The organism is Nocardioides sp., assembly GCF_047607185.1.
Taxonomy (GTDB): Bacteria; Actinomycetota; Actinomycetes; order Propionibacteriales; family Nocardioidaceae; genus Nocardioides.
On record NZ_JASGDQ010000007.1, the window covers coordinates 1 to 25,911 of the forward strand.

Below are 25,911 nucleotides of genomic sequence, written 5' to 3' on the forward strand. Positions count from 1 at the left end.
AGAGTTACGGCGGCCATAGCGATATGGGAAACACCCGGTCCCATCCCGAACCCGGAAGTTAAGCCTGTCAGCGCCGATGGTACTGCAACCGCGAGGTTGTGGGAGAGTAGGACGCCGCCGGACAAAAATTTCAATCGTAGGGGCCACCAGGCGGTGGCCCCTACGATGCATTTGGACGTGTGTGAGTTCGTCGGCTGAGCCGACGAGAGAGGTTTCGTGTCATGGCTGAGGATCGTCGCGGCGGTCGTCCGTCGCAGGGCAAGGGCGCCGGTAGAGGCGGCCCGCGTGGCTCGTCCGCCGGCGGCGGAGAAGCAGGTCGTAGTGGCTCCGGCCGGCGTGCCGGGGGCTCCGGTCGTCCCGACCGTGCTGGCGAGGGTTTCAAGGGACGCGCTGCGCGCCCGGTTCGTGGTGAGCGGCGCGAGCGGCCGGTGGTGGCCGAGCGGACCGCCGACCAGAAGGCGTACGACGGCCCGGACCTGCCCGACTTCATCACCGGCAAGGAGCTGGACCGGTCGGTGGCGGCACAGCTGAAGGGGCTGCCGGAGAAGCTGGCCGCCCGAGTGGCGCGCCACCTGGCGGCAGCCGGCGTCTACATCGACGACGACCCCGAGCTGGCCTACCAGCACGCCAAGGCGGCCAAGAGCCGGGCTCAGCGGCTGGCCGTGGTCCGGGAGGCGCTGGGCGAGGCGGCGTACGCTGCCGGACACTACGCGGAGGCGCTCGCCGAACTGCGTGCGGCCAAGCGGATGAATGGCGCGACGGCGTACCTCCCGATCATGGCGGACTGCCACCGCGCCCTGGGCCAGCCCGAGCAGGCGATCAAGCTCGCGCAGAGCCCGTCCGTGCGCAACTTCGTCCCCGAGGCGAAGGCGGAGATGACGATCGTCGAGGCCGGCGCGCGCCGGGACATGGGGCAGATCGACGCCGCGCTGCGCACCCTGGAGCTGGCTCCGCTGACGAGCAAGAGCCGGGCGTCGTGGGTCGTCCGACTGCGCTATGCCTATGCCGACACCCTCGAGGCGGCGGGCCGACTCGACGAGGCGTTGGCCTGGTTCCACCGCACCTACGCGATCGACGGCGAGGAGATCACCGACGCCGCGGAGCGCGCGGCCTCGCTCGAGGCCCGGCGGGATTCATAGCGCCGGGAGTCGTGGCGCCCACTGGTGCTCACGCTCCTCATACGTCACAATAGGGACACAACTACACACCTGTGATTCTCACTCGTTGGCAACGAGACCGCTGGGGAAGGCGTCGCTCAGGCCGCAACGAAGGAGAACCACGGTGACCGCATATCAGAACCTTGCCGCCTCGCTTCCTGCCACGAGGGGCGTGCTCTACGTGCACTCAGCGCCCTCCGCGCTGTGCCCGCACGTGGAGTGGGCCGTCGGTGGGGTGCTCGGTGTCGCCGTCAGCCTCGACTGGACGCCGCAGCCCGCACAGGCAGGGACCTACCGGGCCGAGCTCTCGTGGACGGGAGCCGTCGGCTCGGCTGCTGCTGTCGCCTCGGCACTGAAGGGCTGGAACCACCTTCGCTTCGAGATCACCGAGGAGCCGACGGCCGGCTCGGAGGGGGCCCGGTTCTCCTACACCCCCGAGCTGGGCGTCTTCCACGCCGTCACCGGCCTGCACGGCGACATCATGATCCCGGAGGACCGGCTCAAGGCGGCGGTGGTGAAGGCTGCGCTGGGGGAGACCTCGCTGATGGGCGAGATCGACAAGCTGCTCGGCAAGCCGTGGGACGACGAGTTGGAGACCTTCCGGCACGCCGGCGAGGGCGCGCCGGTCCGTTGGCTCCACCAGGTGGTCTGAGCGGACTCAGCGTCGCGCTCGGCGACAGATCCGCTTGGCCTTCTGGCGCGCCTTCTTGGTGTGCAGACGCTTGGCCTTCTGGCGCGCCTTCACGCATCTGGCCGAGGCGCCGGCCGGCTGAGTGGTCGGGGCGGTGGCGGGTGCGTTGACCACGAACGTCGTGGGCGTGAGCCACCCGGAGTACTGATCCGGGTAGTCGCTGACGGTGATCCGGCCACGTATCGTGTAGACGCCCGCCGGCGTGCTGGTCGAGCACAGCGTCAGCGGCTTGCTCCCCACGGTCGGATCCGCGCCGGAGATGATGATCTCCGAGGCGATGCCGAGGCCGCCCGGACCGACCACGGTGACCTCGACGGTCCAGTCCGGCGACGACGGCGCGAGCGAGTAGCCGTAGGAATAGGTGGCGCACCCCTGGACCAAGGCGATGTCGGGCGCGGAGAAGCTGCCCATGGCGGCGAACTGCTCGGCTGTGGGCGCGCCGGCCCGAGCCGCCGGTGTCAGCCCGAGCAGACCGGCGGTGAGTGTCATCCCGAGCAGCAGTCGACCACGTCTCACATCCTGGCCAACGCGGCCGAGGCGATGTGGTTACGGTCACACCCGACGGCACGCCCCGGGGAGGACGTGCCGTCGCCGTCGCTAGACGGAGCCGAAGGCGATGGCGACATTGGCGCCACCGAAGCCGAAGGAGTTGTTGAGCGCGGCGATGTCACCCATCGGCAGGTCGCGCCGCTTGGTGGCGATGTCGAGCTCGACGGCCGGGTCGAGGTCGTCGAGGTTGATCGTCGGCGGCACCACCCGATGGTGGAGCGCCAGTACGGTGGCGATCGACTCCAGCGCACCGGCGCCACCGAGCAGGTGGCCGGTCATCGACTTGGTGCTCGTCACCACCACCGAGGAGACGTGGTCGCCCAGGGTGGCGTGCAGCATCAGGCCCTCGGCGATGTCGCCCTGCGGCGTCGAGGTGGCGTGGGCGTTGACATGGGCGATGTCGGCCGGGTCGATCTCGGCCTCGGCCAGTGCCCGCAGGATCGCCCGGGAGCCGCCCCGGCCGGCCGGGTCGGGCTGCGCGATGTCGTGGGAGTCGGCGGTGATGCCGGCGCCCAGCACCTCGGCGTAGATCCGAGCGCCGCGAGCCTGGGCGTGCTCGAGCCGCTCCAGCACCAGCACACCGGCGCCCTCGCCCAGCACGAAGCCGTCACGAGCGGTGTCCCACGGTCGGCTCACCGCCGTGGGGTCGGTGTCGTCGGCCGTGCCGGTCTTGGAGAGCGCCATCATGTTGGCGAAGGCGGCGATCGGCAGCGGGTGGATCGCCGACTCGGTGCCGCCGGCCAGCACCACGTCGGCGCGGCCGAGCCGGATCTGGTCGACGGCCAGCGCGATCGCTTCGTTGCCCGAGGCACACGCCGAGACCGGCGCGTTGACCGCGGCCCGCGCGCCGACGTACAGGCTGATATTGGCCGCCGGGGCGTTGGGCATCAGCATCGGTACGGCGAGGGGGGAGACCCGCCGAGGTCCCTTCGCCAACAGCACGTCGTAGTTGTCGAGCAGCGTGGTGACCCCGCCGATGCCCGATGCCACGGCCACCCCGAGCCGGTCGCCGTCCACGCCCGCCTCGGCGGCCGGACCGGAGAACCCGGCATCGGCCCAAGCCTCCATCGCGGCGACCATGGCGAACTGGGCGGAGCGATCCAGCCGCCGGGCCTTGACGCGCTCGAGCACCTCGGTGGGCTCGACCGCGACCCGGGCGGCGATCTTGACCGGCAGCTGCTCGGCCCACTCCTCGGTGAGGCGGCGGACGCCGGAGCGGCCGGCGACCAGCGCCTCCCAGGTGGTGGACACGTCTCCGCCCACCGGGCTGGTGGTGCCCAGACCGGTGACGACGACTCGGGTGCGGCTCATGGATGTCCCTTCGGGAAGTGAGATCAGGCGCTGGCGCCGGCGCGCTCGATGAACGACACCGCGTCACCGACGGTCTTGAGGTTCTTCACCTCGTCGTCGGGGATGGAGACGCCGAAGCGCTCCTCGGCGGCGACGACGACCTCGACCATCGACAGCGAGTCCACGTCGAGGTCGTCGACGAACGACTTCTCGAGCTGGACGTCGTCGACGTCGATCCCGGCGACCTCGTTGACGATCTCGGCGAGGGCTGCGCGGATCTCCTCGGTGTTGCTCATGGTGGGGCTTCCTTCCGGTTGCTGTTGTTGGGAACTCAGGGGACGCGAACGACCTGGGCGGCGTAGACCAGACCGGCGCCGAAGGCGATCAGCAGAGCGGTGTCGCCCGACTTCGCCTCGCCGTCGGCGATCATCTTGTCGAGCGCCAGTGGGATCGAGGCGGCCGAGGTGTTGCCGGCATGGGCGATGTCGCGGGCGATCTTGACCGACTCGGGCAGCTTCATGGCGCGGGCCATGGCGTCGATGATGCGCATATTGGCCTGGTGGGGCACGAAGCAGTCGAGCTCGTCGGCGGTGATACCGGCCCGATCGAGCGCCTCGTGGGCGACCTTGGCCATCGCGAAGGAGGCCCAGCGGAACACCGGGTTGCCCTCCATCGCGAGCCAGGGCGTGCGGTCGCCGTCGCCGGCGGTGCCCCAGGTCAGCCAGTCGACGTTCTGCCGGATCAGGTGGGCCTGCTCGCCGGCCGAGCCCCAGACGACCGGGCCGATGGCCGGCTCCTCGCTGGGTCCCACCACGGCGGCACCGGCGCCGTCGGCGAAGATGAAGGCGGTGCCGCGGTCGTTGGCGTTGAGCAGGTCGGAGAGCCGCTCGACGCCGATGACCAGCACATGTCCCGCGCTGCCGGCCCGGATCATGTCGGAGGCCATCGCGATGCCGTGGCAGAAGCCCGCGCAGGCGGCCGAGATGTCGAAGGCGGCGGGGTGGTCGGTGCCGAGTTCGTCGGCGATGAGCGCGGCGACGGCCGGTGTCTGCGAGAAGTGGCTCACGGTGGCGACGATGATGCAGTCGATCTGCTTCACGTCGATGCCGGCGTGCTCCAGCGCCTTGCGGGAGGCCGCCACCGACATCGCCTGCACGGTCTCCTCCGGCGTCGCCCAGCGGCGCTCGATGATGCCGGAGCGCGTCCGGATCCACTCGTCGCTGGAGTCGATCGCGTCGACGAGCTCGCTGTTGGGCACCACCCGGGAGGGTCGGTAGGAGCCGACGCCGAGGATGGCGGCGTACGGGCTTCCGGCCGAGGCTCTCACGAGGCCACCTCCTCGGTCTGCGCTGCCGCGTGGGCGAGACAGAACTCGCGTGCGGCGTCCAGCTGGTCGGGGGTCTTGAGCGCGAAGGTCTCGACGCTCTTGCCGAAGTATCGCTTCGCGATGCCGGTCAGGGTGCCGGCCGGGGGCATCTCGAGGATGCCGGTGACGCCGAGGTGGGTCATCGTCTCCAGGCAGAGATCCCAGCGCACCGGGCTGGCGATCTGACCGACGATCCGCTGGAGCACCTCCGCCCCCGAGCGGACCACCTGGCCGTCCTTGTTGGAGATGACGCGCAACCGGGGATCGTGGACCGACACCGACCGCGCCAGCGCGGCCAGCCGGCCCACGGCCGGGGCCATGTGCTCGGTGTGGAAGGCGCCCGCCACGGAGAGCGGCGCGAGCCGGGCCTTGGCAGGCGGGTCCTCCTTGAGCGCGGCGAGCTGCTCCAGCGTGCCGGCCGCGACCACCTGGCCCGGGCCGTTGTCGTTGGCGGCGGTGAGGCCGTGCCGGGCGATGGTCGCGAGGACCTCCTCGCGGACGCCGCCGAGCACCGCCGTCATGCCGGTCGGGACGGCCGCGGACGCGGCCGCCATCGCGCGGCCGCGCTCGCGCACCAGCACCATGGCCTGCTCGGCGGTGATCGCGCCCGCGCCGGCGGCGGCGGTCAGCTCGCCGACGCTGTGCCCGGCGACCGCGCCCACTCCCGCGAAGGCGTCGGCAGGGCGAGGGAACACGCCCAACGCGGCCACCAGGCCGGTGGCGACCAGCAGCGGCTGGGCGATCTGGGTGTCGCGGATGGTCTCGTCGTCGGCCTCGGTGCCGTAGTGGACCAGGTCGATGCCGGCGACCGTCGCCAGCCAGTCGAAGCGGGCGGCGAAGACGGGGTCCTCCAGCCACGGGACGAGGAAGCCGGCAGTCTGAGCCCCCTGGCCCGGGGCGACGATGACGAGCACGGTTCCACCCTGCCTGGCTACCGACCGGTCGCCGGTGCGGGCGCGCACGAATATGAGGCCACGGTCTTTGTAGGACTTCTACAAACGACCCAGGGCAAGCGCGATCCGGAGCGCGAATGCGTCACGGGGCCGGGTGGCGGCGTAGCCGGTGAGGTCGCTCACCTGGCGCAGCCGGTAGCGCACCGTGTTGGGATGCACGAACAGGGCCCGCCCGGTGGCCTCCAGGGAGCCACCCGAGGCGAAGTAGGCGTCGAGAGTCTCGATCAGGGTGGCGCGGGCGTGCAGCAGCGGCAGGTAGACCTCCTCGACCAGCTGCGCTCGCGCGTGCTCGTCGCCTGCCAGCGATCGCTCCGGGAGCAGCTCCTCGGCCAGCACCGGGCGCGGCGCGTCGGGCCAGCCTGCGGCGGCTCGCTGCCCCGCAGACGCGGCCTGGGCAGAGACGTGCGCCTCGGCCAGGTCGGCGACGACCGGGCCGACCACGACCGGGCCAGGGTCGAAGGCCGAGGCGACCACGGCTCCCGCCTTGGCCGGATCGGTGACGCCGCCGAGCAGCACCACGAGCCGGTCGCCCTGGACGGCGCAGAGCGCGTCGAGACCGGCACTGTGGGCCCGGTGGCGGACCTCGTCGAAGGCGGTCGAACTGTCGGGGGTGGCCGGCGCCGTGCCGAGGACCACCGCCACCGCGCCCACCGAGCCCCAGCCCAGCGCGCTGGTCCGCGACAGCACCGACTCGGTCTCGCCACGCAGCACCGCATCGACCACCAGCGCCTCCAACCGGGCATCCCACGCGCCCCGCAGCTCCGCGGCGCGGGCATAGACCTCGGCGGTCGCGAACGCCATCTCCCGGGCATAGCGGGAGACAGCGGCGCGGACGTCATGAGCGTCCTCGGGCCCGAGCAGCTGGTCGACATTGGCCTCGACGACCTCGATGGCGAGCCTGACCAGGTCGACGGTCTGCCGCAGCGTGATCACTCCGGCCAGCGCACGTGGCGCGGCGCCGAAGACGGCCGCCGCCAGGTCGGGTCCTTCGACGCGGGTGTCCGGGCCGGCGGCGTACCAGTGCGTGAAGGAGCGGATGCCGGCCTGGAGGATGCCGCCTACCCAGGAGCGCTCCTGGGCCGAGAGTTCCCGGAACCACGGCACGTCGCTGTCCATGCGCGCGGTGGCAGCCGTCGCGAGGCGTCCGGTGGCGCGCTGGAGCGCCGTTGCCGCGCGGGTCCGTGATGCGGGGGTCACAGTCGCGATTCTCGCACTGTGCGGGGGAGTCGAGCACTCGTTGAGGGATTGATTCCCCGGTGCCGCGGGCGCGCGCCGCACAGGCGTGGTTGAATCCTTGACCTGTGGGGTCCGCCGAGACCCCGACGTGTACGACGGAGGTCTCATGCCCGAGACGCAGTTCCTCACCATCCACGGTCACAGGCGCGCCTTCGCGTTCGGCGGCCGCGAGATCGGGACCGCGCCGGTGCTGCTCCTGCTGCACGGCCTCGCCTGCGACCGGCACACCTGGGACCCGGTATGGGACCGGCTCGCCGAGAAGTACACGCTGCTCGCGCCGGACCTGCTCGGCCACGGCGAGTCCGACAAGCCGCGTGGCGACTACAGCCTGGGCGGCTACGCCAACGGGATGCGCGACCTGTGCACGGTGCTCGGCATCGACAGGGTCACCGTCGTGGGCCACAGCTTCGGCGGTGGCGTGGCGATGCAGTTCGCCTACCAGTTCCCCGAGCGCACCGAGCGGTTGGTGCTCGTCGATCCGGGCGGCCTCGGCTCGGAGGTGACGCCGTTGATCCGCGCCCTGGCGCTGCCGGGCTACGACCTGATCCTCCGGCTGCTGACGCTGCCTGGGCTGCGCCAGCTCAACACCGGTGCGCTGCGGGCGCTGCACCAGCTGGTGCCTGGTCCGGAGACTCGCGACCTGGGGGAGGTGGCCGACATCCTGGACTCCTTCAAGGACCCGGGCAAGCGGCACGCGATCCATCAGCTCGTCACCGGCGTCATCGACTGGCGCGGCCAGATTGTCACCATGCGCGACCGGGCCTATCTCACCGAGGCGATGCCGATCTGCTTCGTCTGGGGCGTCGAGGACCGGGTGATCCCGGCCAGCCACGCCGCCCTCGCGGAGGAGATCGCGCCGCGTGCCCGGGTGGTGGTCATGCCCGACGCCGGCCACTTCCCGCACAAGGACCATCCCGACGAGTTCGTGGCGCTGGTCGACGACTTCGTCGCGAGCACTGTGCCGGCGACGTACTCCCGTGCCCGGTGGCGCCGGCTGCTCAAGAGCGGGCAGCCGACGCCCCTCACGCCAGTGGAGACAGGAACAGTCTCAGAGCTGGCGTGAGCTGGCTGAGTGGGGTGAGCTGGCGTGAGCTGGCTGGGTAGGGGTGAACTGGCGTAGAGCCCGCCCCAAGCCGAAAGCTGGCCGCTCGCCAAAGCCTGGTGTCTCCAGGTGAGCGGACGCAAACTGACCGGAGGAGCGAAGCGGGGGAGGTCAGTTTGCGTCCGCTCACCGTCTTGCGTGTGTCAGTTTGGGGCTGTTCACCGCTCCAGGGGTGTCAGTTTGGGGCTGCTCACCGGGGTCAGGCGTCGCCGCCCTCCTGCAGCACGCCCGCGACGGCAGTGGGGTCGTCGATCCGGTAGGCCTGGAACGCCTTCTCGACCACCGCCGGGTCGATCTGGCCCGCCTTGGCGAGCGCCTGCAGCGCCTGCACCACCACCGACTGGGCGTCGATCTGGAAGAACCGTCGTGCGGCCGGCCGGGTGTCGGCGAAGCCGAAGCCGTCGGCGCCGAGCACGTGGTAGTCCTGAGGCACCCAGCGGGCGATCTGCAGCGGCACCGCGCGCATGTAGTCGCTGACCGCGACGACCGGGCCGGTCGCGCCGGCCAGCTTCGTGGTGACGTACGGCGTGCGCTGGGTCTCGCCGGGGTGGTTCAGGCTCCACCGCTCGGCCTCGATCGCGTCGCGGGCCAGCTCGTTCCACGAGGTGACCGACCAGGTGTCGGCCTGGACGCCCCACTCCTCGCGCAGCAGCCGAGCGGCCTCCTCGACCCACGGGAAGCCGACGCCGGAGGCGAGCAACTGCACCTTGGGACCGTCCCCGGTGGCGGTGGCGACCTGGTGGATGCCCTTGAGGATGCCCTCGACGTCCACGTCGGCCGGCTCCGTCGGCTGGCTGACCGGCTCGTTGTAGACGGTGAGGTAGAAGATCACGTCCTCCGAGTCGGGCCCGTACATCCGCTCCAGGCCGGACTTCATGATGTGCGCGATCTCGTAGGCGAACGCCGGGTCGTAGTGGACCACCGCCGGGTTGGTCGCCGCGATCAGCGGCGAGTGGCCGTCGGCGTGCTGCAGGCCCTCGCCGGTCAGCGTGGTGCGGCCGGCGGTGGCGCCGACCAGGAAGCCGCGGGCGAGTTGGTCGGCCATCGCCCAGATCGAGTCGCCGGTGCGCTGGAAGCCGAACATCGAGTAGAAGATGTAGAACGGGATCATCGGCTCGCCGTGGGTGGAGTACGACGACCCGGCGGCGATCGCCGAGGCCATCGCGCCGGCCTCCGAGATGCCCTCGTGCAGCATCTGGCCCTGCGGCGACTCCTTGTAGGAGAGCAACAACTTCCGATCGACCGACTCGTACTGCTGGCCGGCCGGGTTGTAGACCTTGGCGGTCGCGAACATCGAGTCCATGCCGAAGGTGCGGTACTCGTCCGGGGCGATCGGCACGATGCGCGGCCCGATCTCCGGGTCCTTCATCCACTCGCGCAGCTGGCGGACCGTCGCCATCGTGGTGGCGATCTTGTTGTGGCCCGAGCCCGCCTTGAGCTCGCCGTAGGCGTCGTCGCCGGGCAGCGTGAGCGGCTTGGTGGTGACGGAGCGCTTGGGCAGCGAGCCGCCGAGCTGCTGGCGGCGCTCCATCATGTACTGCACCTCGGGCGCCTCCGTGCCGGGGTGGAACAGCGGCGCGGCGCCGGTGCGCTCGTAGGTCTCCTCCAGGTCGCGGTCGGAGATCGGCAGGTAGAGCCGGTCGCGGAACTTCTTCAGGTCCGCCATCGTCAGCTTCTTCATCTGGTGGGTGGCATTGCGGCCCTCCAGCGCCTCGATGGTCCAGCCCTTGATGGTGTGGGCCAGGATCACCGTCGGCTGGCCGACGTGCTTGGTGGCGGCGTCGAAGGCGGCGTACACCTTGCGGTAGTCGTGGCCGCCGCGCGGCAGCTTGCGGATCTGCTCGTCGGTCATGTGCTCGACCATGGCGCGCAGCCGCGGGTCGCCGCCGAAGAAGCTCTCCCGGACATAGCCGCCCGACTCCACGGAGTAGGTCTGGAAGGCGCCGTCGGGGGTGGTGTTCATCTTGTTGACCAGGACGCCGTCGACGTCACGGGCGAGCAGCTGGTCCCACTCCCGGCCCCAGACGACCTTGATGACGTTCCAGCCGGCGCCGCGGAAGTAGGCCTCCAGCTCCTGGATGATCTTGCCGTTGCCGGTGACCGGGCCGTCGAGCTGCTGCAGGTTGCAGTTGATCACCCAGGTGAGGTTGTCCAGCTCCTCGCGGGCGGCGATCCGGATCGCGCCGAGTGACTCCGGCTCGGCCATCTCGCCGTCGCCGAGGAATGCCCACACGTGCTGCTGACTGGTGTCCTTGATGCCGCGGTTGGCGAGGTAGCGGTTGAACCGGGCCTGGTAGATCGAGTTGATGCCGGTCAGCCCCATCGAGACCGTGGGGAACTCCCAGAAGTCCGGCATCAGCCGAGGGTGGGGGTACGACGACAGGCCGGCGTGCGGGCCGTGCTGCACCTCCTGCCGGAACCGGTAGAGCTGGTCCTCGCTCAGCCGGCCCTCGAGGAAGGCGCGGGCGTAGATGCCGGGGGAGGCGTGACCCTGGATGTAGACCTGGTCGCCGCCACCGGGGTGCTCCTTGCCCCGGAAGAAGTGGTTGAAGCCGACCTCGTAGAGGCTCGCGCTGGACTGGTAGGTGGCGATGTGGCCGCCCACCTCCAGGCCCTTGCGGTTGGCGCTGGAGACCAGCACCGCGGCGTTCCAGCGGACGAAGGCCCGGATCCGGCGCTCCACCTCCTCGTCGCCGGGGAACCACGGCTCCCGCTCGGGCGGGATGGTGTTGATGTAGTCGGTGCTGCGCAGCGCCGGCACGCCCACCTGCATCTCGCGGGCGCGCTCCAGCAGCCGGAGCATCACATAGCGTGCCCGCTCCCGGCCACGCTCGTCGACCATCGCGTCGAAGGACGCGATCCAGTCCTTGGTCTCCTCGGGATCGATGTCCGGGAGCTGTGTCGGGAGGCCCTCGTGGATAACGGTGGGCTGCGTCCGATCAGAAGAGGCGTAAGCAGGGGTGTTTGCTTCGGTCACCTACGCATCGTGTCACGCGTTCGCGCGCGAGCCACAGTCACCCTTGGGTTACCGATCGGTACGGCATTGGAACGTTCCATGATGCGGACGTGCCGGCCCGTCGCACCGGGATGGATGACCGACATACCGCCCCGAGTGTTGCGCTGTCCGGGCAAAACCGCTGGACTATCCCCACCTCACGGCGCGACCACGCGTCAGGAGGCGACTCGACAGACAGATTCTTGGAGCGAACGGAGTGACGAACGTGGCGTCGACCGTGCCCACGGGGCCGGCTGAGCGGCTGGGCTTCAAGCCCGGCATGGTCATCCAGGAGTTGGGCTGGGACAACGACACCGACGACGAGCTGCGCGCGGCGGTCGAGGACGCCGTCGACGCGGACTTGGTCGACGGTGACTACGGCAATGACGTCGACGCGGTGTTGCTCTGGTGGCGCGAGGAGGACGGCGACCTGGTCGACGGCCTGGTCGACGCGTTGACCGACCTCGTCGGTGGCGGCGCGATCTGGCTGCTGACCCCCAAGGTCGGCCGGCCCGGTGCCGTCGACCCGGCCGACATCGCCGAGGCGGCGCCCTTGGCCGGGCTCTCGCAGACCACCACCGCGACGGTGAGCAAGGACTGGGCGGCCACTCGGCTGGTCGCCCCCAAGACCTTGTAGCGTCTGAGCACGTGATTCTCGACGGCCTCGTCGCCAGGGGCTCCTCAGCGGCGACTGCTCTGAAGGTGATAGCCGGCTCGGGCGTCGTACGCCCCTTCGGGCCGACCACGCTCGCACGGCTCGGCAAGACGCTGCTCGACTGGGGCACCGGCCCCGCCGGCGGCTTCGCGACGCTGGCAGTCCGCTATCCCATGCACACCGGCCTGGTCGACGACCTCGGCGCACTGACCTGGGGAGAGCTCCACGCCCGCTCCAACGCGCTGGCCCGTGCCCTCGCCGAGCGCGGCGTCGGCGAGGGCGACGGCGTCGCGGTGATGTGCCGCAACCACCGCGGCTTCGTCGACGCCGTGGTCGCGGGCAACAAGCTGGGCGCCGACACGCTGCTGCTCAACACCGCCTTCGCCGGGCCGCAGCTCGAGGACGTCGTCGCGCGGGAGCGGCCCAAGGTCGTCATCCACGACGAGGAGTTCACCGACCTGCTCGCCGGCGTCGCCGCCGAGCGGATCGTCGCGTGGACCGACGGCGCCCCGGAGGTCGACACCGTCGACCGGCTGATCGACTCCCACGCCACGACCGACCTCAAGGCGCCCGCGCGGCACGGCCGCGTCGTCATCCTCACCTCCGGCACCACCGGTGCCCCCAAGGGCGCGCCGCGCACCGAGGCCGGCTTCGACGCCGCCATCGCGCTGCTGTCGCGACTGCCGATCCATGCCGGCTGGCGCGCCCACATCGCCGCCCCGATGTTCCACACCTGGGGCCTGGCGCACTTCATGCTCGCGATGCTGCTCGGCACCCCGATGGTGCTGCGCTGCCGCTTCGACCCCGAGGAGGCGCTGCGGACGATCGCCGCCGAGCGCTGTGAGACGTTCGCGGTGATCCCGGTCATGCTCCAGCGGATCCTGGCACTGCCGCCGGAGGTGCTGGCGTCCTACGACCTCTCCTCGCTCCAGGTGGTCGCCTCCTCCGGCTCCGCGCTGCCCGGCGACCTGGCGCTGGCGTGGATGGACGCCGTCGGCGACAGCCTCTACAACGTCTACGGCTCCACCGAGGTCGCCTACGCCTCGATCGCCACGCCGGCCGACCTGCGCGCGGCGCCGACCTCGGCCGGTAAGCCGCCCTGGGGGACGGTGGTGCGGCTCCTCGACGAGCAGGGCCGGCCGGTGCCCGACGGGGAGGCGGGCCGCATCTTCGTCGGCAACGGCTTCCTCTTCGAGGGCTACACCGGAGGGGGCGGCAAGGAGGTCGTCGACGGCTTGATGGCCACCGGCGACGTGGGCCGGTTCGGGTCGGACGGGCGGCTGTACGTCGAGGGCCGCGACGACGAGATGATCGTCTCCGGTGGCGAGAACGTCTTCCCCAAGGAGGTCGAGGACTGCCTGGTCCGTCACCCGGCGGTGGTCGAGGCGGCGGCCGTCGGGGTCGAGGACGACGACTTCGGGCAGCGGCTGCGCGCCTTCGTGGTGGTCTCCGGGTCCGTTCCCGCCGAGGAGCTGCAGGACTGGGTGCGCGGCAACCTGGCCCGCTACAAGGTGCCCCGCGAGATCGTGCTGCTCGACGAGCTGCCGCGCAATGCGACCGGCAAGGTGCTGAAGAGGGAGCTGCGGAGCCTGTGACCGGCCTTGCCCTCGGGGGGCCCGCCCCGGACTTCACGCTGCGCGACCAGTTCGGCGCCGAGGTCACGCTCTCGTCGTACGTCGGCGCCAAGGCCGTTCTGCTGCTCTTCTACCCGGCCGCCTTCTCGGGGGTGTGCACCGGGGAGATGAGCGGCGTGCGCGACCGGCTCGACGAGTTCCTGACCTTCGACACCGAGGTGCTGGCGCTCTCGTGCGACCCGGTCTTCTCGATCCGGGCCTTCGCCGACGCCGATGGCCTGAACTTCCCGCTGCTGTCCGACTTCTGGCCGCATGGGGCGGTGGCGCGCGCCTACGACGTCTTCGACGAGGCCCGTGGCCAGGCCCGCCGGTCGTCGTACGTCATCGACCGCTCCGGCGTGGTGCGCTGGTCGGTCCACAACGCCAACGCCGACGGCCGCGACCTCGATGAGCACCTGCGCCAGCTCCGGGCCGCCGCCGAGTGATCGGCTGGCCAGGCGATGTTGGTTCGGCATCGGGTCGCCGATTCGCGTAGTCTGTGCGGCGCTTTCAGCGGGCGTGTAGCTCAGCGGTAGAGCGCTGCCCTTACAAGGCAGTGGTCGGGGGTTCGATCCCCTCCGCGCCCACGAGACGCACGGGGTTCAAACTCGCTGCCGGAGAAGATCCGGTGCCGTGCTTGCGACGGGGGTGATCGTCAATCATCCTGGTCTTCTCGGGACCCGGCCACGGGTCACGGACGCGCGATAGCCCACGAGGAGGCGCCGATGAGCACGGTCGATCCTGTGGAGGCCCGGCGTCAGCGGGCCGGCGACGGTGCGGGGCGGGCGCGGCTGGCCCGTCGCGCGCGCTGGTGCTATCTCCTCGGCACCGCGGCGTCGGTGCTGCTCGGGATCGGGATGGCGCTGCTCTTCGACACCGTGCGCAGCGTGACCATCATGCCGGTCGACTACTTCCCTCGGTCCATCATGTACGCCCTGCCCGGCTCGATCATGGGCGGGTTCGTCGGCCCGGTCCTGCTGGTCCACGCCTCGGAGCTGGAGCGTCGGTCCCGGGGCCGGATGCACGGCTCCGGGCTGGCGGCCTTCCTCGGGTTCGCCGCGGTGACCGTGGGCGTGGTGATCGCGGTGCTGGCCTGGTGGAGCCGGCCGGCGGTGGTCGGCCGCACCCCGGACTCCTTCGGCGACTCGGCCCCGGCGCAGTGGGGCTTCGGCTCCTGGCTGCTCTACACCGCGTCGTGGTGGCTGCCGGCGCTGTTCGCGGTGGTCGCGGTGATCTTCCTGCTGGCGTGGCGGACGGCGGAGCGGCGGGCCGCCGCCGCGGTCGCGTTGCGGGACTCCCTGCTCGTCCACGGAGCCCGTACGACGGGGATGGTCGTCGACGTCCGGGTGCTGATCTCCACCAGCAGCGAGGGCGATAGGTCGGTCTCGGGTGCCATCGGCACTGTGCGGTACGTCGGCGGCGGGGTCGATCGCTGGGTGGAGCGTCGTACCAGGGACGCCGCCACGGTGGTCACCGGCGCCCCGGCCGAGGTGCTCTACGACCCGGCCGACCCGGGCAACGAGGAGCGGATCTTCGTCGCCTTCGTCCGGGACCCCGCCCCCTCGGAGTGGATCCCCGCCCCGCCCGGCAAGGCCGGGAGGAAGGGTCGATGAGCACCGCCGACCCGAGCGAGGAACGACTCGGTGGCCGCACCGGCTGATGCCGGTCCTCCACGTGATCGCCGGCCCCGAGGGCGCCGATGCTTGCCTCGCCGTCGCCCGGGAGCGGGATGGCCGAGATCGTCTTCCCCTCCCAGCAGCGTGCGACCCGAATGTCCAGTAATTTGACGGGTTCACTATGTTATTGGTGCCGCGACCCGCCGAACGGAAGGCACGACAGTCTTGATGCACTTGGCACTGTTCCTCGACGGGGGCTCGCACCTGGGTGGCTGGCGACTCCCCGAATCCGATGCCACCGGCGGCATCGACTGGCCGTCGTACCGCGAGGTGGCGCGCAGAGCGGAGGCCGCGAAGATCGACATGATCTTCGTCGCCGACAAGCTCTCCCTGGACGACACCTTCTCCGGGAACTTCGAGGACGCGGTGCGACACCGACTGCTCGCCCATCCCGAACCGCTGACCGTGTTAGCCGCACTGGCCGCGACCACGGACCGGATCGGGCTGGGCGGCACGATCTCGTCGTCGTACAGCAACCCCTACTCGGTCGCCCGACAGTTCGCCAATGTCGACCACATCAGCGGTGGCCGAGCCGCGTGGAACGTGGTCACCTCCTCGGCGAACAGCGAGGCCCGCAACTTCGGCCGACCCGTCCACTACGGCCATGAGGAGCGCTACCGGCGCGCGGTCGAGTTCATCGACGTGGTGACCGGATTGTGGGACACCTGGGAGGACGACGTGGTCCGGCTCGACAAGGAGTCGGGCGTGGTCGGCGATCCGGAGAAGGTCCACTACTTGGACCACCACGGTGACTTCTTCGACGTGCGCGGTCCGCTCAACATGCCGCGCCCACCCCAGGGCAACCCGGTGCTGATCCAGGCCGGGGTGTCGGAGCGGTTCCACGACATCGCGGCCCAGCGGGCTGAAGTGGCCTTCGTGGTGCACCAGGAGATGGACCGGGCCCGCAGGTTCTACGACTCCTTCAAGCAGAAGGTCCAGGCGTTCGGGCGCCCCGCCGACGCGGTCAAGGTGCTTCCCGGCATCGTCCCGGTGATTGCCGCCACGGATGCCGAGGCCCACGCCAAGCGCGAGGAACTGGATCGACTGATCCTGCCCAAGGCGGGCCTGATGGTGATGTCCACCGCGATGAACCTGGGCCTCTCCCACCTCGATCTGGACGAACCCTTCCCCGACGTCACCGACCAGATCACCGGTAGCGTCGGCCGGTTCAAGTTCGTCATCGAGCGGGCGCTGGCCGAATCGATGACCGTGGGACAGGTCGCCCAGTGGTATGCCCGCAGCCTGTCCTTCTTCGCGCCGACCGGGAGCCCGGCGACCGTGGCCGGCCAACTCCAGACCTGGTATGAGAACCGGGCCTGTGACGGCTTCGTGGTGCTGCCGCCCTACCTCGACGTCGACGAGGACCTGTTCACCTCCGAGGTGGTGCCGATCCTGCAGGAACGGGGCCTGTTCCGCACCGAGTATCCAGGCACCACGCTGCGTGAGACGCTCGGGCTGGACGTCCCACCGAACCGGTTCGCGGGACCACCGCGGCGCGGTGCCGCCGGGGTTGCGGCCGCATTCTCGGTGACCTCGTAACGCCCGCGCGAGACGTGGCGGGTCTCGCCGGCTTGGCGGCGTACGCCTGGGGCGGCTTCGTGCCGTGCCCGCGCCGCCATCCGCTGCGCTGACCTCGACCGCTTGACGACCACCCCTGTGACAGCCGGTACGGGCGTCGTACTGTGAGGCCAGTGACCGGTTTCCAGGAGGTACGTCGTGTTTGTCCCGTTCAGCGTCAGTGACTTCCTCGACCGAGCCGTGCAGGTCTACGGCGACCGGGTCGGGATCGTGGACGAGCCGACGCAGCCGGCCGTCTCGCTGGGCGAGGTGACCTACCGCGAGATGGGCGAGCTCGCCAGGCGGATGGCCGCCAAGCTGGACGAGCTCGGCGTCGGCCCGGGCGAGCGGGTGGCGATGGTCAGCCACAACAGCGCCCGGCTGCTGACCGCCTTCTACGGCGTCGCCGGCTACGGCCGGGTGCTGGTGCCGATCAACTTCCGGCTGCGGCCCGACGAGGTGAAGTACATCGTCGGCCACTGTGGCGCCAAGGTGCTCTACGTCGACCCGGAGCTCGACGAGGAGTTGGCGGACGTGACCGCCGAGCACCGGTTCGTGCTCGGCAACGACGACGACCTGTTCGCCGTACCGGGGGTGGAGCCGGTGCCGTGGGAGCACGACGAGAGCGCCACCGCCACCATCAACTACACCTCCGGCACCACGGCCCGGCCCAAGGGCGTGCAGATCACCCATCGCAACATCTGGACCAATGCGCTCACCTTCGGCCTGCACGCCGGGCTGAGCGACCGCGACGTCTACCTCCACACCCTGCCGATGTTCCACGCCAACGGCTGGGGGATGCCGTTCGCGGCCACCGGCATGGGCATCAAGCACGTCGTGCTGCGCAAGGTCGACGGCGCCGAGATCCTGCGCCGCATCGAGGAGCACGGAGTCACCTACCTGTGCGCGGCGCCGGCAGTCGCCGCCGCCGTACTCGACGCGGCCAAGGACTGGGACGGCCCGATCCCGGGTCGAGACCGGGTCCGGATCATCATGGCCGGCGCGCCGCCGCCGACGAAGACGGTGGTGCGGGTGCAGGAGGAGCTCGGCTGGGAGTTCATCCAGATCTACGGCCTCACCGAGACCTCGCCGCTGCTCACCATCAACCGCACCCGGGCGGAATGGGACGACCTCGACCCGCTGGAGCGTGCCACCAAGCTCACCCGCGCCGGTGCGCCGGCGATCGGCGTCACCCTCGAGATCGACCCGGAGGGCGAGGTGCTGGCCCGCTCCAACGTCATCCTGGAGGGCTACTGGGAGCAGCCGGAGGAGAGCGAGCGGGCGCTGGCCGACGGCTGGTTCCACACCGGCGACGGCGGGGTGATCGGCTCCGACGGCTACCTCACCATCAGCGACCGCAAGAAGGACGTCATCATCACCGGCGGCGAGAACGTCTCCTCGATCGAGGTCGAGGACGTGCTGTTCTCCCATCCGGCCGTCGCCGAGGTCGCGGTCATCGGCGTCCCGAGCGAGAAGTGGGGCGAGACGATCAAGGCCCTCGTCGTGCTGGCCCCCGGCGCGGAGGCCACCGAGGCGGAGCTGATCGCTTGGTGCAAGGAGAAGGCGGCCGGCTACAAGGCGCCCACCTCCGTGGAGTTCCGCGCCGAGCTGGCCCGCACCGCGACCGGCAAGCTGCAGAAGTTCAAGCTCCGCGCGCCCTACTGGGAGGGACTGGACCGGCAGGTCAACTGATCCCGCGATCGCGGCCTGGGGGCCATCACGCGCGGCTGACTCGCCGCGACACGCGGGGCGTGCCCGGCGTGTCGCGCGGAATCGGGCCGGCAACTGGCCCTTGACCGATCAGCCGGTGGCGAGCTTCCAGGCTACGAGCAGCATCGTGACGGCGACCAGCACGTCGATGACCTGCCAGGCGCGGGCGCTGGCGAGCAGTGGAGCGGCGAGGCGGGCGCCGAAGCCGATCGCCGCGAACCAGCCGATCGAGGCGAGGCCCGCGCCGGCCGCGAACCACCAGCGCCCGTCCGGGCCGTGGGTGTTGGCGACCGAGCCGAGCAGCACCACCGTGTCGAGGTAGACGTGCGGGTTGAGCCAGGTCAGCGCCGCCGCCCGCCGTACGACGGCCCCGCGCCGCTCCCCGTCACCGCCGGCGGCCGCCAGCGAGCCGGGCGCGAGCGCGCGTCGCAGCGAGGAGGCGGCGTACCAGACCAGGAAAGCGACGCCGAGCCAGCGCACCACGTCCAGCGCCCAGCCGGCGTGGTCGACGATGCCGCCGATGCCCGCGACCCCGGCCGCGATGAGCGCCAGGTCGGAGAGTGCGCAGACGAGCACCACCGCGCCGACGTGGGAGCGGCGCAGGCCCTGCCGCAGCACGTAGGCGTTCTGGGCGCCGATCGCGACGATGAGCGAGAGACCGGTCAGCAGGCCGGCGAGCGAGGCGTCCACGAGCCCCGAACCTAGTAGCCTGTCGCGGCTAATTCACTGCTATCGCGGCGCCCGGCCACGCACCTCGCGGCGTTGCCGACGCTCGACAGGCCACCGGCCTGCCTTCGCGCCGGCGCCTTGCGAGGCACGCACCCGGACGCCGCGCTACCACGCGCTTTAGCCGCGACAGCCTACTAGTGGACTGTCGCGGCCTGCGAGACTAGCCCGGTGCCGACTCTGCGCGAGATCACGGACCTGGTCCACTCCTGGTATCCGCCCGGCACCGCCGAGCCCTGGGACGCGGTCGGCCTGGTCAGTGGCGACCCCGCGGACCCGGTCGCGAAGGTGATGCTCGCCGTCGACCCGGTGCGACCGGTGGCCGAGGAGGCGGTCGCCTGGGGTGCGGACCTGCTGATCGTCCACCACCCGCTCTTCCTGCGCGGCGTCCACGGGTTCGCGGCGACCACGCCGAAGGGCCGCACCCTCACCACGCTCACCCGGGCCGGCTGCGCGCTGCTCACCGCCCACACCAACGCCGACCAGGCCGTCGACGGCGTCTCCCAGGCCATGGCGGACGCGTTCGGGCTCACCGACCAGCGGCCGCTGGTGCCTGCCGACCCCGACGCCCTCGACAAGCTCACCACCTACGTCCCGACGGCCTGCGCCGAGGCGGTGCGGCAGGCGCTCGCGGCCGCCGGTGCCGGCCGGATCGGCGACTACGACCAGGCATCCTTCTCCACTCCCGGGGAGGGCCGGTTCCGGCCGCTGCCCGGCGCCAGCCCGGCGATCGGGCAGATCGGCACCCCCGAGGTCGTCGACGAGGTCCGCGTCGAGGTGGTGCTGCGCCGCGGCCTGCGAGGCACCGTGGTCGGGGCGCTGCTCGACGCCCATCCCTACGAGGAGCCGGCGTACGACGTCGTCGAGCTCGCCGCCAGCACCCCGGCCGCCACCGGGCACGGCCGGATCGGGCGCGTCGCGCCGACCACGCTGGCCGGGTTCGCGGCGAGCGTGGCCGCGGCGCTGCCACAGACCGCGGCCGGCGTACGCGTCGCGGGCGACCCCGACCGCGAGGTGCGGACCGTGGCGCTGTGCGGCGGCGCCGGCGACGCCTTCCTCGACGCCGTGGCCGGCACCGACGCCGACGTCTACGTCACCAGCGACCTGCGCCACCATGTCGCGAGCGAGTTCCTGGAGCGTCACGGCACGGCGCTGATCGACGTGGCCCACTGGGCGGCGGAGTGGACCTGGCTGCCGGTGCTGGCCCGCAAGCTCGGCGAGGCGCTGCCGAGGGCCACTAGGGTGGAGACCCGCGTGAGCGCCATCGTGACCGACCCCTGGACCCTGAGGATCTGAAGGACAGACGTGAAAGCCGACCCGTTCGCCCAACTGAAGCTGCTCGACGTGCAGGAGCTCGACTCCCGCGCCGACCAGCTGCGCCACGCGAAGGCGAACCTGCCCGAGCTCGCCCAGATCGCTGCACTCGACACCGAGCGGCGCGGCATCGAGGACCAGGCCCGCGACGTCCGCATCGTCGTCGACGACCTCGCCACCGCCCAGCGCAAGGCCGAGGCCGACGTGGCCGCGGTCAGGACCCGGCGCGACCGCGACCAGCAGCGCCTCGACTCCGGCGCCGTCACCAGCCCCAAGGACTTGGAGAGCATCCAGCACGAGATCGTCAACCTCGACCGCCGCATCACCGTGCTGGAGGACGAGGAGCTCGAGGTGATGGAGCGGCTGGAGGAGGAGCAGGGCCGGCTCACCGCGCTCGAGGACGCACTCGCCGGCTTCGACGAGCGGCTGGCCACCCTGCTCTCCCGCCGCGACCAGCGGACTGCCGAGCTCGACGCCGAGCTGGCGGCGCTGGTCGCCGAGCGACCGGGCACCATCGAGGAACTGCCCGCCGACCTGCTGGCGCTCTACGACCGGCTCCGCGAGCAGCGGGGCGGCGTCGGCGCCGCCGAGTTGCGGCAGCGCCGCTGCGGCGGCTGCCAGCTCGAGCTCGACAACGCCGAGCTGCTGCGCATCAAGGCGCTGCCCAGCACCGAGGTGGCGCGCTGCGAGGAGTGCTCGCGGATCCTGGTCCGGACCGCCGAATCGGGCCTGTGACCGACGCGCAGGTCATCGTCGAGGACGGCACCGCGATCGGCGCCGAGGTGGAGGTCGGGATGGACTCCAAGCTCGTGGTCGAGGAGATCCAGGACCCGGCGCCGCCGCTGGCGCGCGGCTGGGCGCCGCCGGCCGAGCCCACCACACTGGTGCTGGTGCGCCACGGGGTCACCCCGCACACCCGCGAGAAGCGGTTCTCCGGCGGTCTCGGCGGCGCCAACCCGGGGCTCTCCGACGAGGGCCGCGACCAGGTCCGGCAGACCGCCGAGTGGCTCTCGCCGCTGACCGGGCAGGTGGCCGCCCTCGTCAGCTCGCCGGTACGACGCACCCTGGAGTCCGCGGAGATCGTCGGCCGGGTGCTCGGCATGGACGTCGAGCAGGAGCCCGGCCTCGCCGAGATGGAGTTCGGCCACTGGGACGGGCTGACCTTCGCGGAGGTGATGGAGCGGCACCCCGATGAGCTGGCCCGCTGGCGCGAGTCGCTCGACGCCGCGCCGGACGGCGGCGAGTCCTTCCGGGTCGTGGAGAGGCGGGTGCTCGAGGCGCTGGCGCGGCTGCGGGAGCGGTTCGCCGGCCGGACCGTGGTCGTGGTCAGCCACGTGACGCCGATCAAGATCCTGGTGGCACATGCCGTTGGCGCGCCGCTGGACGCGGTCTACCGGATGGAGCTGAGCCCCGCCTCGGTCACGATGGTCTCCTACTACGCCGACGAGCTGTCCTCGATGCGGCTCTACAACGCCCTGCCGCCGGGCCGCGACCGGTTCGGCACGCCGCCTTGACGAGACCCGAGCCGGACGTCATACGGCCCGGTCGCCGGGACAGCCAGTTCGTATGACGTCGCGGGCGGTCAAAGCTCGGCGACCACCACGTCGAGCTGGCTCCCGGCCCCGGAGGCCGGCCCCGCCTCGACGGTCCAGCCGAGGTCGGCCAGCGCCTCGGCGAGCCTGGCCGGGGTGCGGGGAGCGGCGCCGGACTCCAGCAGCGCCCGCACGATCCGGCCCTTGGTGGCCTTGTTGAAGTGGCTGACCACCTTGCGGGTGCCGGCGACCTCGTGCAGCACCCGCACGGTGGCGACGCGGAGGTCGGCCGGCGGCCTCCAGAAGGCGCCGTACATGCCGCTGCGCAGGTCGACCAGCAGGCCGCTCCCGACGGCCTCCAGCAGCGCCGGGCCGAGATGGCCGCGCCAGTGCGCGGCGACGCCGCCGAGGCCGGGCAGGACCGCGTCGCCGGAGAGGCGGTAGGCCGGGATCCGGTCGGCGGGCGAGACCAGCCCGAACAGCGAGGAGGTCACCATGACTCCTCGGGTGGCCCGGCGGCGAGCGGCCGGCGAGAGCGTCTCGAAGCCGAGGGCGTCGTACAGCACGCCGGTGTAGACCCGGTCCGCCCGGGCGGTGGCCGCGGTCCGCAGCGCCGCATTGGCGGCGACCAGCGCCGGCTGCGTCTTGGGGATGCCGAGGACGTCCATCGCCAGGTCGGGAGAGTCGGTGCAGAGCGAGACCAGCGCGTCGAGCACCGCCTCACGCGCAGGGTTCAGCGACGGCGAGGACAGGCCCGGGAGTGACAGGGCGGCGCCACGCGACGGCGCCGTCTTCCCCTCACTCGGCGGCAGCAGGATGAGGGGACTCCGAGACGAGCCAGCACCTACTGCGCGACGCCCCGGCACGCGCCCGGCTTCGTTGTCGTCGGTCGCCAGCCCACCAGGCTGGCTCCCTCTTCCGCCTTGCCGGCCACGCACCGGAACGCCGCTCGCCACGGCGCTGCCTCGTCTCGGAGTCTCCTGCACGGTGCCCTATGGTGCATGACATGCCGAGCGGACAGGTCATCCGGGTCAGACGAGAAGACGACGGAGTCGCCGCCGAGACGCTGCGCGACGGGATCAGGCAGATCCAGGCCGAGCTGAAGGTGACCCCCGAGTTCCCGCCGGAGGTGCAGCGGGCCGCCGACGCCGCAGCCGGCGCGCCGCGGCTGCCCGACGTCGACCGGACCGACATCCCCTTCGTCACCCTGGACCCGCCGGGCTCGATGGACCTCGACCAGGCCTTCCACCTCGACCGGGACGGCGACGGCTACACCGTGCGCTATGCGATCGCCGACGTGGCCGCCTTCCTGGAGCCCGGCGGCCCGGTCGACACCGAGGCCAACCTGCGTGGCCAGTCGCTCTACGGCGCCGACTCCAAGATCCCGCTCCACCCGAAGGTGCTCTCCGAGGGTTCGGCCTCGCTGCTGCCCGACCAGGTCCGGCCGGCGCTGCTGTGGACCATGACCCTCGACGCGGCCGGCGCCGTGACCAGCACCCACGTCGAGCGGGCGAGGGTCCGGTCGGTGGCCAAGCTCGACTACGCCGGCGTGCAGCAGCAGCTCGACGAGGACAGCCTCACCGGCCCCTACGCCGACTCGGTCCGACTGCTGAGGACGATCGGCGAGCTGCGGATCCAGCAGGAGATCCAGCGCGGCGGCGTCAGTCTGCCGCTGCCCGACCAGGAGGTCGAGATCACCGGCGACCGCTGGCGGCTGGCCTATCGCACCCTGCTGCCCGCCGAGGAGTGGAACGCCCAGCTCTCGCTGATGACGGGCTACGGCGCCGCCAAGCTGATGCTCGGCGCCGGCATCGGGCTGCTGCGCACGCTGCCGCCGGCCGACCCCCGCGACACCGCTCGATTCAAGCGCGCCACCCTCGCCCTCGGGGTGCCCTGGCCGGAGGGGATGAGCTATCCCGACTTCCTCAGGTCGCTCGACCCCACCGAGCCCAAGCACGCCGCCGTGCTGGTCGCCTCCACCCGGCTGCTGCGCGGCGGTGGCTACCTCGCCTTCACCGGCGCGCCCCCGGAGCACGCCGAGCACGCCGCGCTGGCCTCGCCCTACGCCCATGTGACGGCGCCGCTGCGCCGTCTCGTCGACAGGTACGCCGGCGAGATCTGCGTCGCGGTCTGTGCCGGCGAACCGGTGCCGTCGTGGGTGACCGAGCGGATGCCGGAGGTCCCCGACACCATGCGTCGTACTGCCAGCTTGGCCGGCTCCTACGAGCGAGCCATCCTCGACCTGGTCGAGGCCGGGGTGCTGGCGCCGCACGTCGGCGAGCGCTTCGACGGCGTCGTCATCGACCTCGACGACCGCGACCAGGGCCGGGGCACCGTCACGGTGCCGGAGCCGGCGGTGGAGGCGCCGGTCTCCGGCCCGGCACCGCTGCCGCTGGGCACCGACGTCTCGGTGCGGCTCACCGAGGCCGATGTCGCCAAGCGGAAGGTCGCATTCACGCTCTGACGCTGCGTCGGCGCCGCAGGTGCGGCTGCCAGCCGCCTGCTACGGTCACCGCTGTGACCGAGCCCGCCGACGACTGGACGCTGCTGGCGCTGGCCGCCCGCGACCGCCGCGACCTCGCCGCCGTCGAGGAGTTCGTCCGGGCCACCCAGGGCGACGTCTGGCGACTGTGCGCCCACCTCGGCGACCGGGACCGGGCCGACGACCTCGCCCAGGACGCCTACCTGCGCATCATCAAGGCGCTGCCGTCCTTCCGGGGCGAGTCCTCGGTGCGGCCGTGGCTGTTCTCGATCGTGCGCCGGGTGGTGGCCGACGACATCGCCGCCCGGCAGCGGGCCCGCCGCCAGCCGGTGGCCAGCGTCGAGCCCATGCCCGACCACCAGGGCGAGGTCGCCCTGGTCAGCCTGCTCGACAGCCTCGACGAGGACCGCCGGCAGGCCTTCGTGCTGACCCAGCTGCTCGGCTACTCCTATGCCGAGGCTGCCGAGGCGGCCGGCTGCCCGATCGGCACCATCCGCTCCCGGGTCGCCCGGGCTCGCGAGGACCTGGTCGCGATGGTGGGTCCCGCCGCGACTCGGCGCGGTCGTAAGCATTCCGCCTGACCTCAGCCGCGCCGCCGGACGAGGCCCGCACCCGCACCGGCCACCGCGACCACGAGCGCGACGATCGACAGGATCAGCGGCGCCTTGGAGTCGCTGTCGCCGTCGTTGTCGTCGTCCGTGGTGCTCGCGGTGGTCTCGCTGGCCGGCGTCAGGGTGAGCACCGGAGCGGGGTGCTCGGGCTCGGCCTGACCGTCGGCGGCCTCCTCGATCCAGCGGACCACGCTGCCGTCGGAGTAGGTCTGCAGCGCCTTGAACACCACCTGGTCGGTGTCCGGCAGCGGCCCGATCGAGAGGTCGAACTCGTCGAACTCGGTCCGGCCGATGCCGACGCCGTCGTCGGCGGTCCAGGTGACCCCGGTGGCGTCCTCGCCGGAGCGCTGGATCTGGTAGCTCCAGCCCGGGTGCGGCTTGACCCGGACCGAGGTGATCTCCGCGGGCAGCGCGATCTCCAGCGTGACGGTCGAGGCGGTGTCGGACTCGGTCGGGACGCGGAAGGTGAGCTTGGCGTAGCCGCCCTGGGGCGCGCTGCTCGGGTTGACCGTCACATGGGCGGAGGCGGTGCCGGCCAGCACGAACAGGCAGGCGAGGGCGAGGCCGGAGGCGGCCAGCAGCCGGCGAACGGGGTGCGACATCGGGTTCCTTTCAGGGGAGTCGACGGAACAGTGCCCTTCCGGCGGCGGGAAGTTCCCGGCGGGAACTAATGCGCTTCGGTGCCCGACCCTTCCA

At 71.6% G+C, this 25,911-nt stretch carries 24 protein-coding genes, 1 tRNA gene and 1 rRNA gene; 16 read left to right on the forward strand and 10 right to left on the reverse strand.

All coding sequences use genetic code 11. The features are described 5' to 3' along the window. Positions 1-5 precede the first annotated feature (5 nt). The 3 genes from rrf to QM595_RS00670 all read left to right on the forward strand — a co-directional run bounded on the left by rrf (position 6) and on the right by QM595_RS00670 (position 1,809). Positions 6-123, forward strand: a 5S ribosomal RNA gene (gene rrf / locus QM595_RS00660). Between the two features lie 308 nt (positions 124-431). Continuing rightward, positions 432-1,139: a tetratricopeptide repeat protein gene (locus tag QM595_RS00665; protein WP_415169586.1), complete on the forward strand. Its 708-nt coding sequence runs from the start codon at positions 432-434 to the stop codon at positions 1,137-1,139. A 142-nt stretch (positions 1,140-1,281) separates the two neighbouring features. Next, on the forward strand, positions 1,282-1,809 hold the full coding sequence (locus QM595_RS00670) for a DUF3145 domain-containing protein (protein ID WP_415169587.1): 528 nt from the start codon (positions 1,282-1,284) through the stop codon (positions 1,807-1,809). A 6-nt stretch (positions 1,810-1,815) separates the two neighbouring features. Here the strand turns inward: QM595_RS00670 and QM595_RS00675 are convergent, their stop codons facing one another. The 6 genes from QM595_RS00675 to QM595_RS00700 form a co-directional block, all read right to left on the reverse strand. Then, on the reverse strand, positions 1,816-2,337 hold the full coding sequence (locus tag QM595_RS00675) for a hypothetical protein (RefSeq protein WP_415169588.1): 522 nt from the start codon (positions 2,335-2,337) through the stop codon (positions 1,816-1,818). Between the two features lie 108 nt (positions 2,338-2,445). Continuing rightward, entirely contained in the window at positions 2,446-3,708 is a 1,263-nt protein-coding gene (locus tag QM595_RS00680; protein ID WP_415169589.1) for a beta-ketoacyl-[acyl-carrier-protein] synthase family protein, read from the reverse strand. Between the two features lie 23 nt (positions 3,709-3,731). After that, complete coding sequence (locus QM595_RS00685) at positions 3,732-3,983, reverse strand: acyl carrier protein (RefSeq protein WP_415169590.1); 252 nt, start codon at positions 3,981-3,983, stop codon at positions 3,732-3,734. Between the two features lie 35 nt (positions 3,984-4,018). Continuing rightward, positions 4,019-5,014 (reverse strand): beta-ketoacyl-ACP synthase III, encoded by a 996-nt coding sequence (locus QM595_RS00690; protein ID WP_415169591.1) that lies wholly within the window; start codon positions 5,012-5,014, stop codon positions 4,019-4,021. Beyond that, positions 5,011-5,967 (reverse strand): ACP S-malonyltransferase, encoded by a 957-nt coding sequence (locus QM595_RS00695; RefSeq protein WP_415169592.1) that lies wholly within the window; start codon positions 5,965-5,967, stop codon positions 5,011-5,013. The genes QM595_RS00690 and QM595_RS00695 overlap by 4 nt, the downstream gene beginning before the upstream one ends. 78 nt (positions 5,968-6,045) lie before the next feature. Then, positions 6,046-7,203 carry a PucR family transcriptional regulator gene (locus QM595_RS00700; protein WP_415169593.1) on the reverse strand — a complete coding sequence of 386 codons (1,158 nt, stop codon included), beginning with the start codon at positions 7,201-7,203 and terminating at the stop codon, positions 6,046-6,048. Positions 7,204-7,348: 145 nt separating this feature from the next. On the opposite strand from QM595_RS00700, the gene QM595_RS00705 reads away from it, so the two are divergent. Beyond that, entirely contained in the window at positions 7,349-8,305 is a 957-nt protein-coding gene (locus tag QM595_RS00705; RefSeq protein WP_415169594.1) for an alpha/beta fold hydrolase, read from the forward strand. A gap of 238 nt (positions 8,306-8,543) precedes the next feature. Here QM595_RS00705 and aceE read toward each other — a convergent pair whose 3' ends face one another. Next, positions 8,544-11,321, reverse strand: coding sequence for a pyruvate dehydrogenase (acetyl-transferring), homodimeric type (gene aceE, locus QM595_RS00710; RefSeq protein ID WP_415169595.1), 2,778 nt, complete (start codon positions 11,319-11,321; stop codon positions 8,544-8,546). A gap of 244 nt (positions 11,322-11,565) precedes the next feature. On the opposite strand from aceE, the gene QM595_RS00715 reads away from it, so the two are divergent. The 7 genes from QM595_RS00715 to QM595_RS00745 all read left to right on the forward strand — a co-directional run bounded on the left by QM595_RS00715 (position 11,566) and on the right by QM595_RS00745 (position 18,532). Next, entirely contained in the window at positions 11,566-11,976 is a 411-nt protein-coding gene (locus QM595_RS00715) for a DUF3052 domain-containing protein (RefSeq protein WP_415169645.1), read from the forward strand. Positions 11,977-11,987: 11 nt separating this feature from the next. Beyond that, the gene (locus QM595_RS00720) at positions 11,988-13,589 is read left to right on the forward strand and encodes an AMP-binding protein (protein ID WP_415169596.1); all 1,602 of its coding nucleotides are present in this window, start codon (positions 11,988-11,990) and stop codon (positions 13,587-13,589) included. Continuing rightward, complete coding sequence (locus tag QM595_RS00725; protein ID WP_415169597.1) at positions 13,586-14,053, forward strand: peroxiredoxin; 468 nt, start codon at positions 13,586-13,588, stop codon at positions 14,051-14,053. The genes QM595_RS00720 and QM595_RS00725 overlap by 4 nt, the downstream gene beginning before the upstream one ends. 69 nt (positions 14,054-14,122) lie before the next feature. Further along, positions 14,123-14,194: transfer RNA gene (locus QM595_RS00730), tRNA-Val, on the forward strand. 138 nt (positions 14,195-14,332) lie between these two features. After that, on the forward strand, positions 14,333-15,220 hold the full coding sequence (locus QM595_RS00735) for a hypothetical protein (protein WP_415169598.1): 888 nt from the start codon (positions 14,333-14,335) through the stop codon (positions 15,218-15,220). Between the two features lie 237 nt (positions 15,221-15,457). Beyond that, the gene (locus QM595_RS00740; RefSeq protein WP_415169599.1) at positions 15,458-16,822 is read left to right on the forward strand and encodes an LLM class flavin-dependent oxidoreductase; all 1,365 of its coding nucleotides are present in this window, start codon (positions 15,458-15,460) and stop codon (positions 16,820-16,822) included. A gap of 177 nt (positions 16,823-16,999) precedes the next feature. After that, positions 17,000-18,532: an AMP-binding protein gene (locus tag QM595_RS00745; protein WP_415169600.1), complete on the forward strand. Its 1,533-nt coding sequence runs from the start codon at positions 17,000-17,002 to the stop codon at positions 18,530-18,532. A 108-nt stretch (positions 18,533-18,640) separates the two neighbouring features. On the opposite strand, the gene QM595_RS00750 is transcribed toward QM595_RS00745, so the two are convergent. Further along, positions 18,641-19,240 carry a LysE/ArgO family amino acid transporter gene (locus tag QM595_RS00750; RefSeq protein ID WP_415169601.1) on the reverse strand — a complete coding sequence of 200 codons (600 nt, stop codon included), beginning with the start codon at positions 19,238-19,240 and terminating at the stop codon, positions 18,641-18,643. Positions 19,241-19,447: 207 nt separating this feature from the next. Between QM595_RS00750 and QM595_RS00755 the strand changes: the two genes are divergently transcribed. Genes QM595_RS00755 through QM595_RS00765 form a run of 3 tightly spaced genes read left to right on the forward strand, consistent with a single transcriptional unit; the run spans position 19,448 to position 22,104 of the window. After that, on the forward strand, positions 19,448-20,572 hold the full coding sequence (locus QM595_RS00755; RefSeq protein WP_415169602.1) for a Nif3-like dinuclear metal center hexameric protein: 1,125 nt from the start codon (positions 19,448-19,450) through the stop codon (positions 20,570-20,572). Positions 20,573-20,581: 9 nt separating this feature from the next. Beyond that, positions 20,582-21,325: a zinc ribbon domain-containing protein gene (locus tag QM595_RS00760; protein WP_415169603.1), complete on the forward strand. Its 744-nt coding sequence runs from the start codon at positions 20,582-20,584 to the stop codon at positions 21,323-21,325. Continuing rightward, the gene (locus QM595_RS00765; protein ID WP_415169604.1) at positions 21,322-22,104 is read left to right on the forward strand and encodes a histidine phosphatase family protein; all 783 of its coding nucleotides are present in this window, start codon (positions 21,322-21,324) and stop codon (positions 22,102-22,104) included. Before QM595_RS00760 ends, QM595_RS00765 begins: the two co-directional genes overlap by 4 nt. Before the next feature lie 68 nt (positions 22,105-22,172). Here QM595_RS00765 and yaaA read toward each other — a convergent pair whose 3' ends face one another. Further along, complete coding sequence (gene yaaA / locus QM595_RS00770; protein WP_415169605.1) at positions 22,173-22,988, reverse strand: peroxide stress protein YaaA; 816 nt, start codon at positions 22,986-22,988, stop codon at positions 22,173-22,175. 140 nt (positions 22,989-23,128) lie between these two features. Here yaaA and QM595_RS00775 point away from each other — a divergent pair, with 140 nt between their 5' ends. Together QM595_RS00775 and QM595_RS00780 are read left to right on the forward strand one after the other, a co-directional pair. Continuing rightward, positions 23,129-24,586, forward strand: coding sequence for an RNB domain-containing ribonuclease (locus QM595_RS00775; RefSeq protein WP_415169606.1), 1,458 nt, complete (start codon positions 23,129-23,131; stop codon positions 24,584-24,586). Between the two features lie 53 nt (positions 24,587-24,639). Beyond that, positions 24,640-25,185, forward strand: coding sequence for a sigma-70 family RNA polymerase sigma factor (locus QM595_RS00780; RefSeq protein ID WP_415169607.1), 546 nt, complete (start codon positions 24,640-24,642; stop codon positions 25,183-25,185). A gap of 2 nt (positions 25,186-25,187) precedes the next feature. Here the strand turns inward: QM595_RS00780 and QM595_RS00785 are convergent, their stop codons facing one another. After that, the gene (locus QM595_RS00785; protein WP_415169608.1) at positions 25,188-25,817 is read right to left on the reverse strand and encodes a YcnI family protein; all 630 of its coding nucleotides are present in this window, start codon (positions 25,815-25,817) and stop codon (positions 25,188-25,190) included. Between the last annotated feature and the right edge of the window lie 94 nt (positions 25,818-25,911).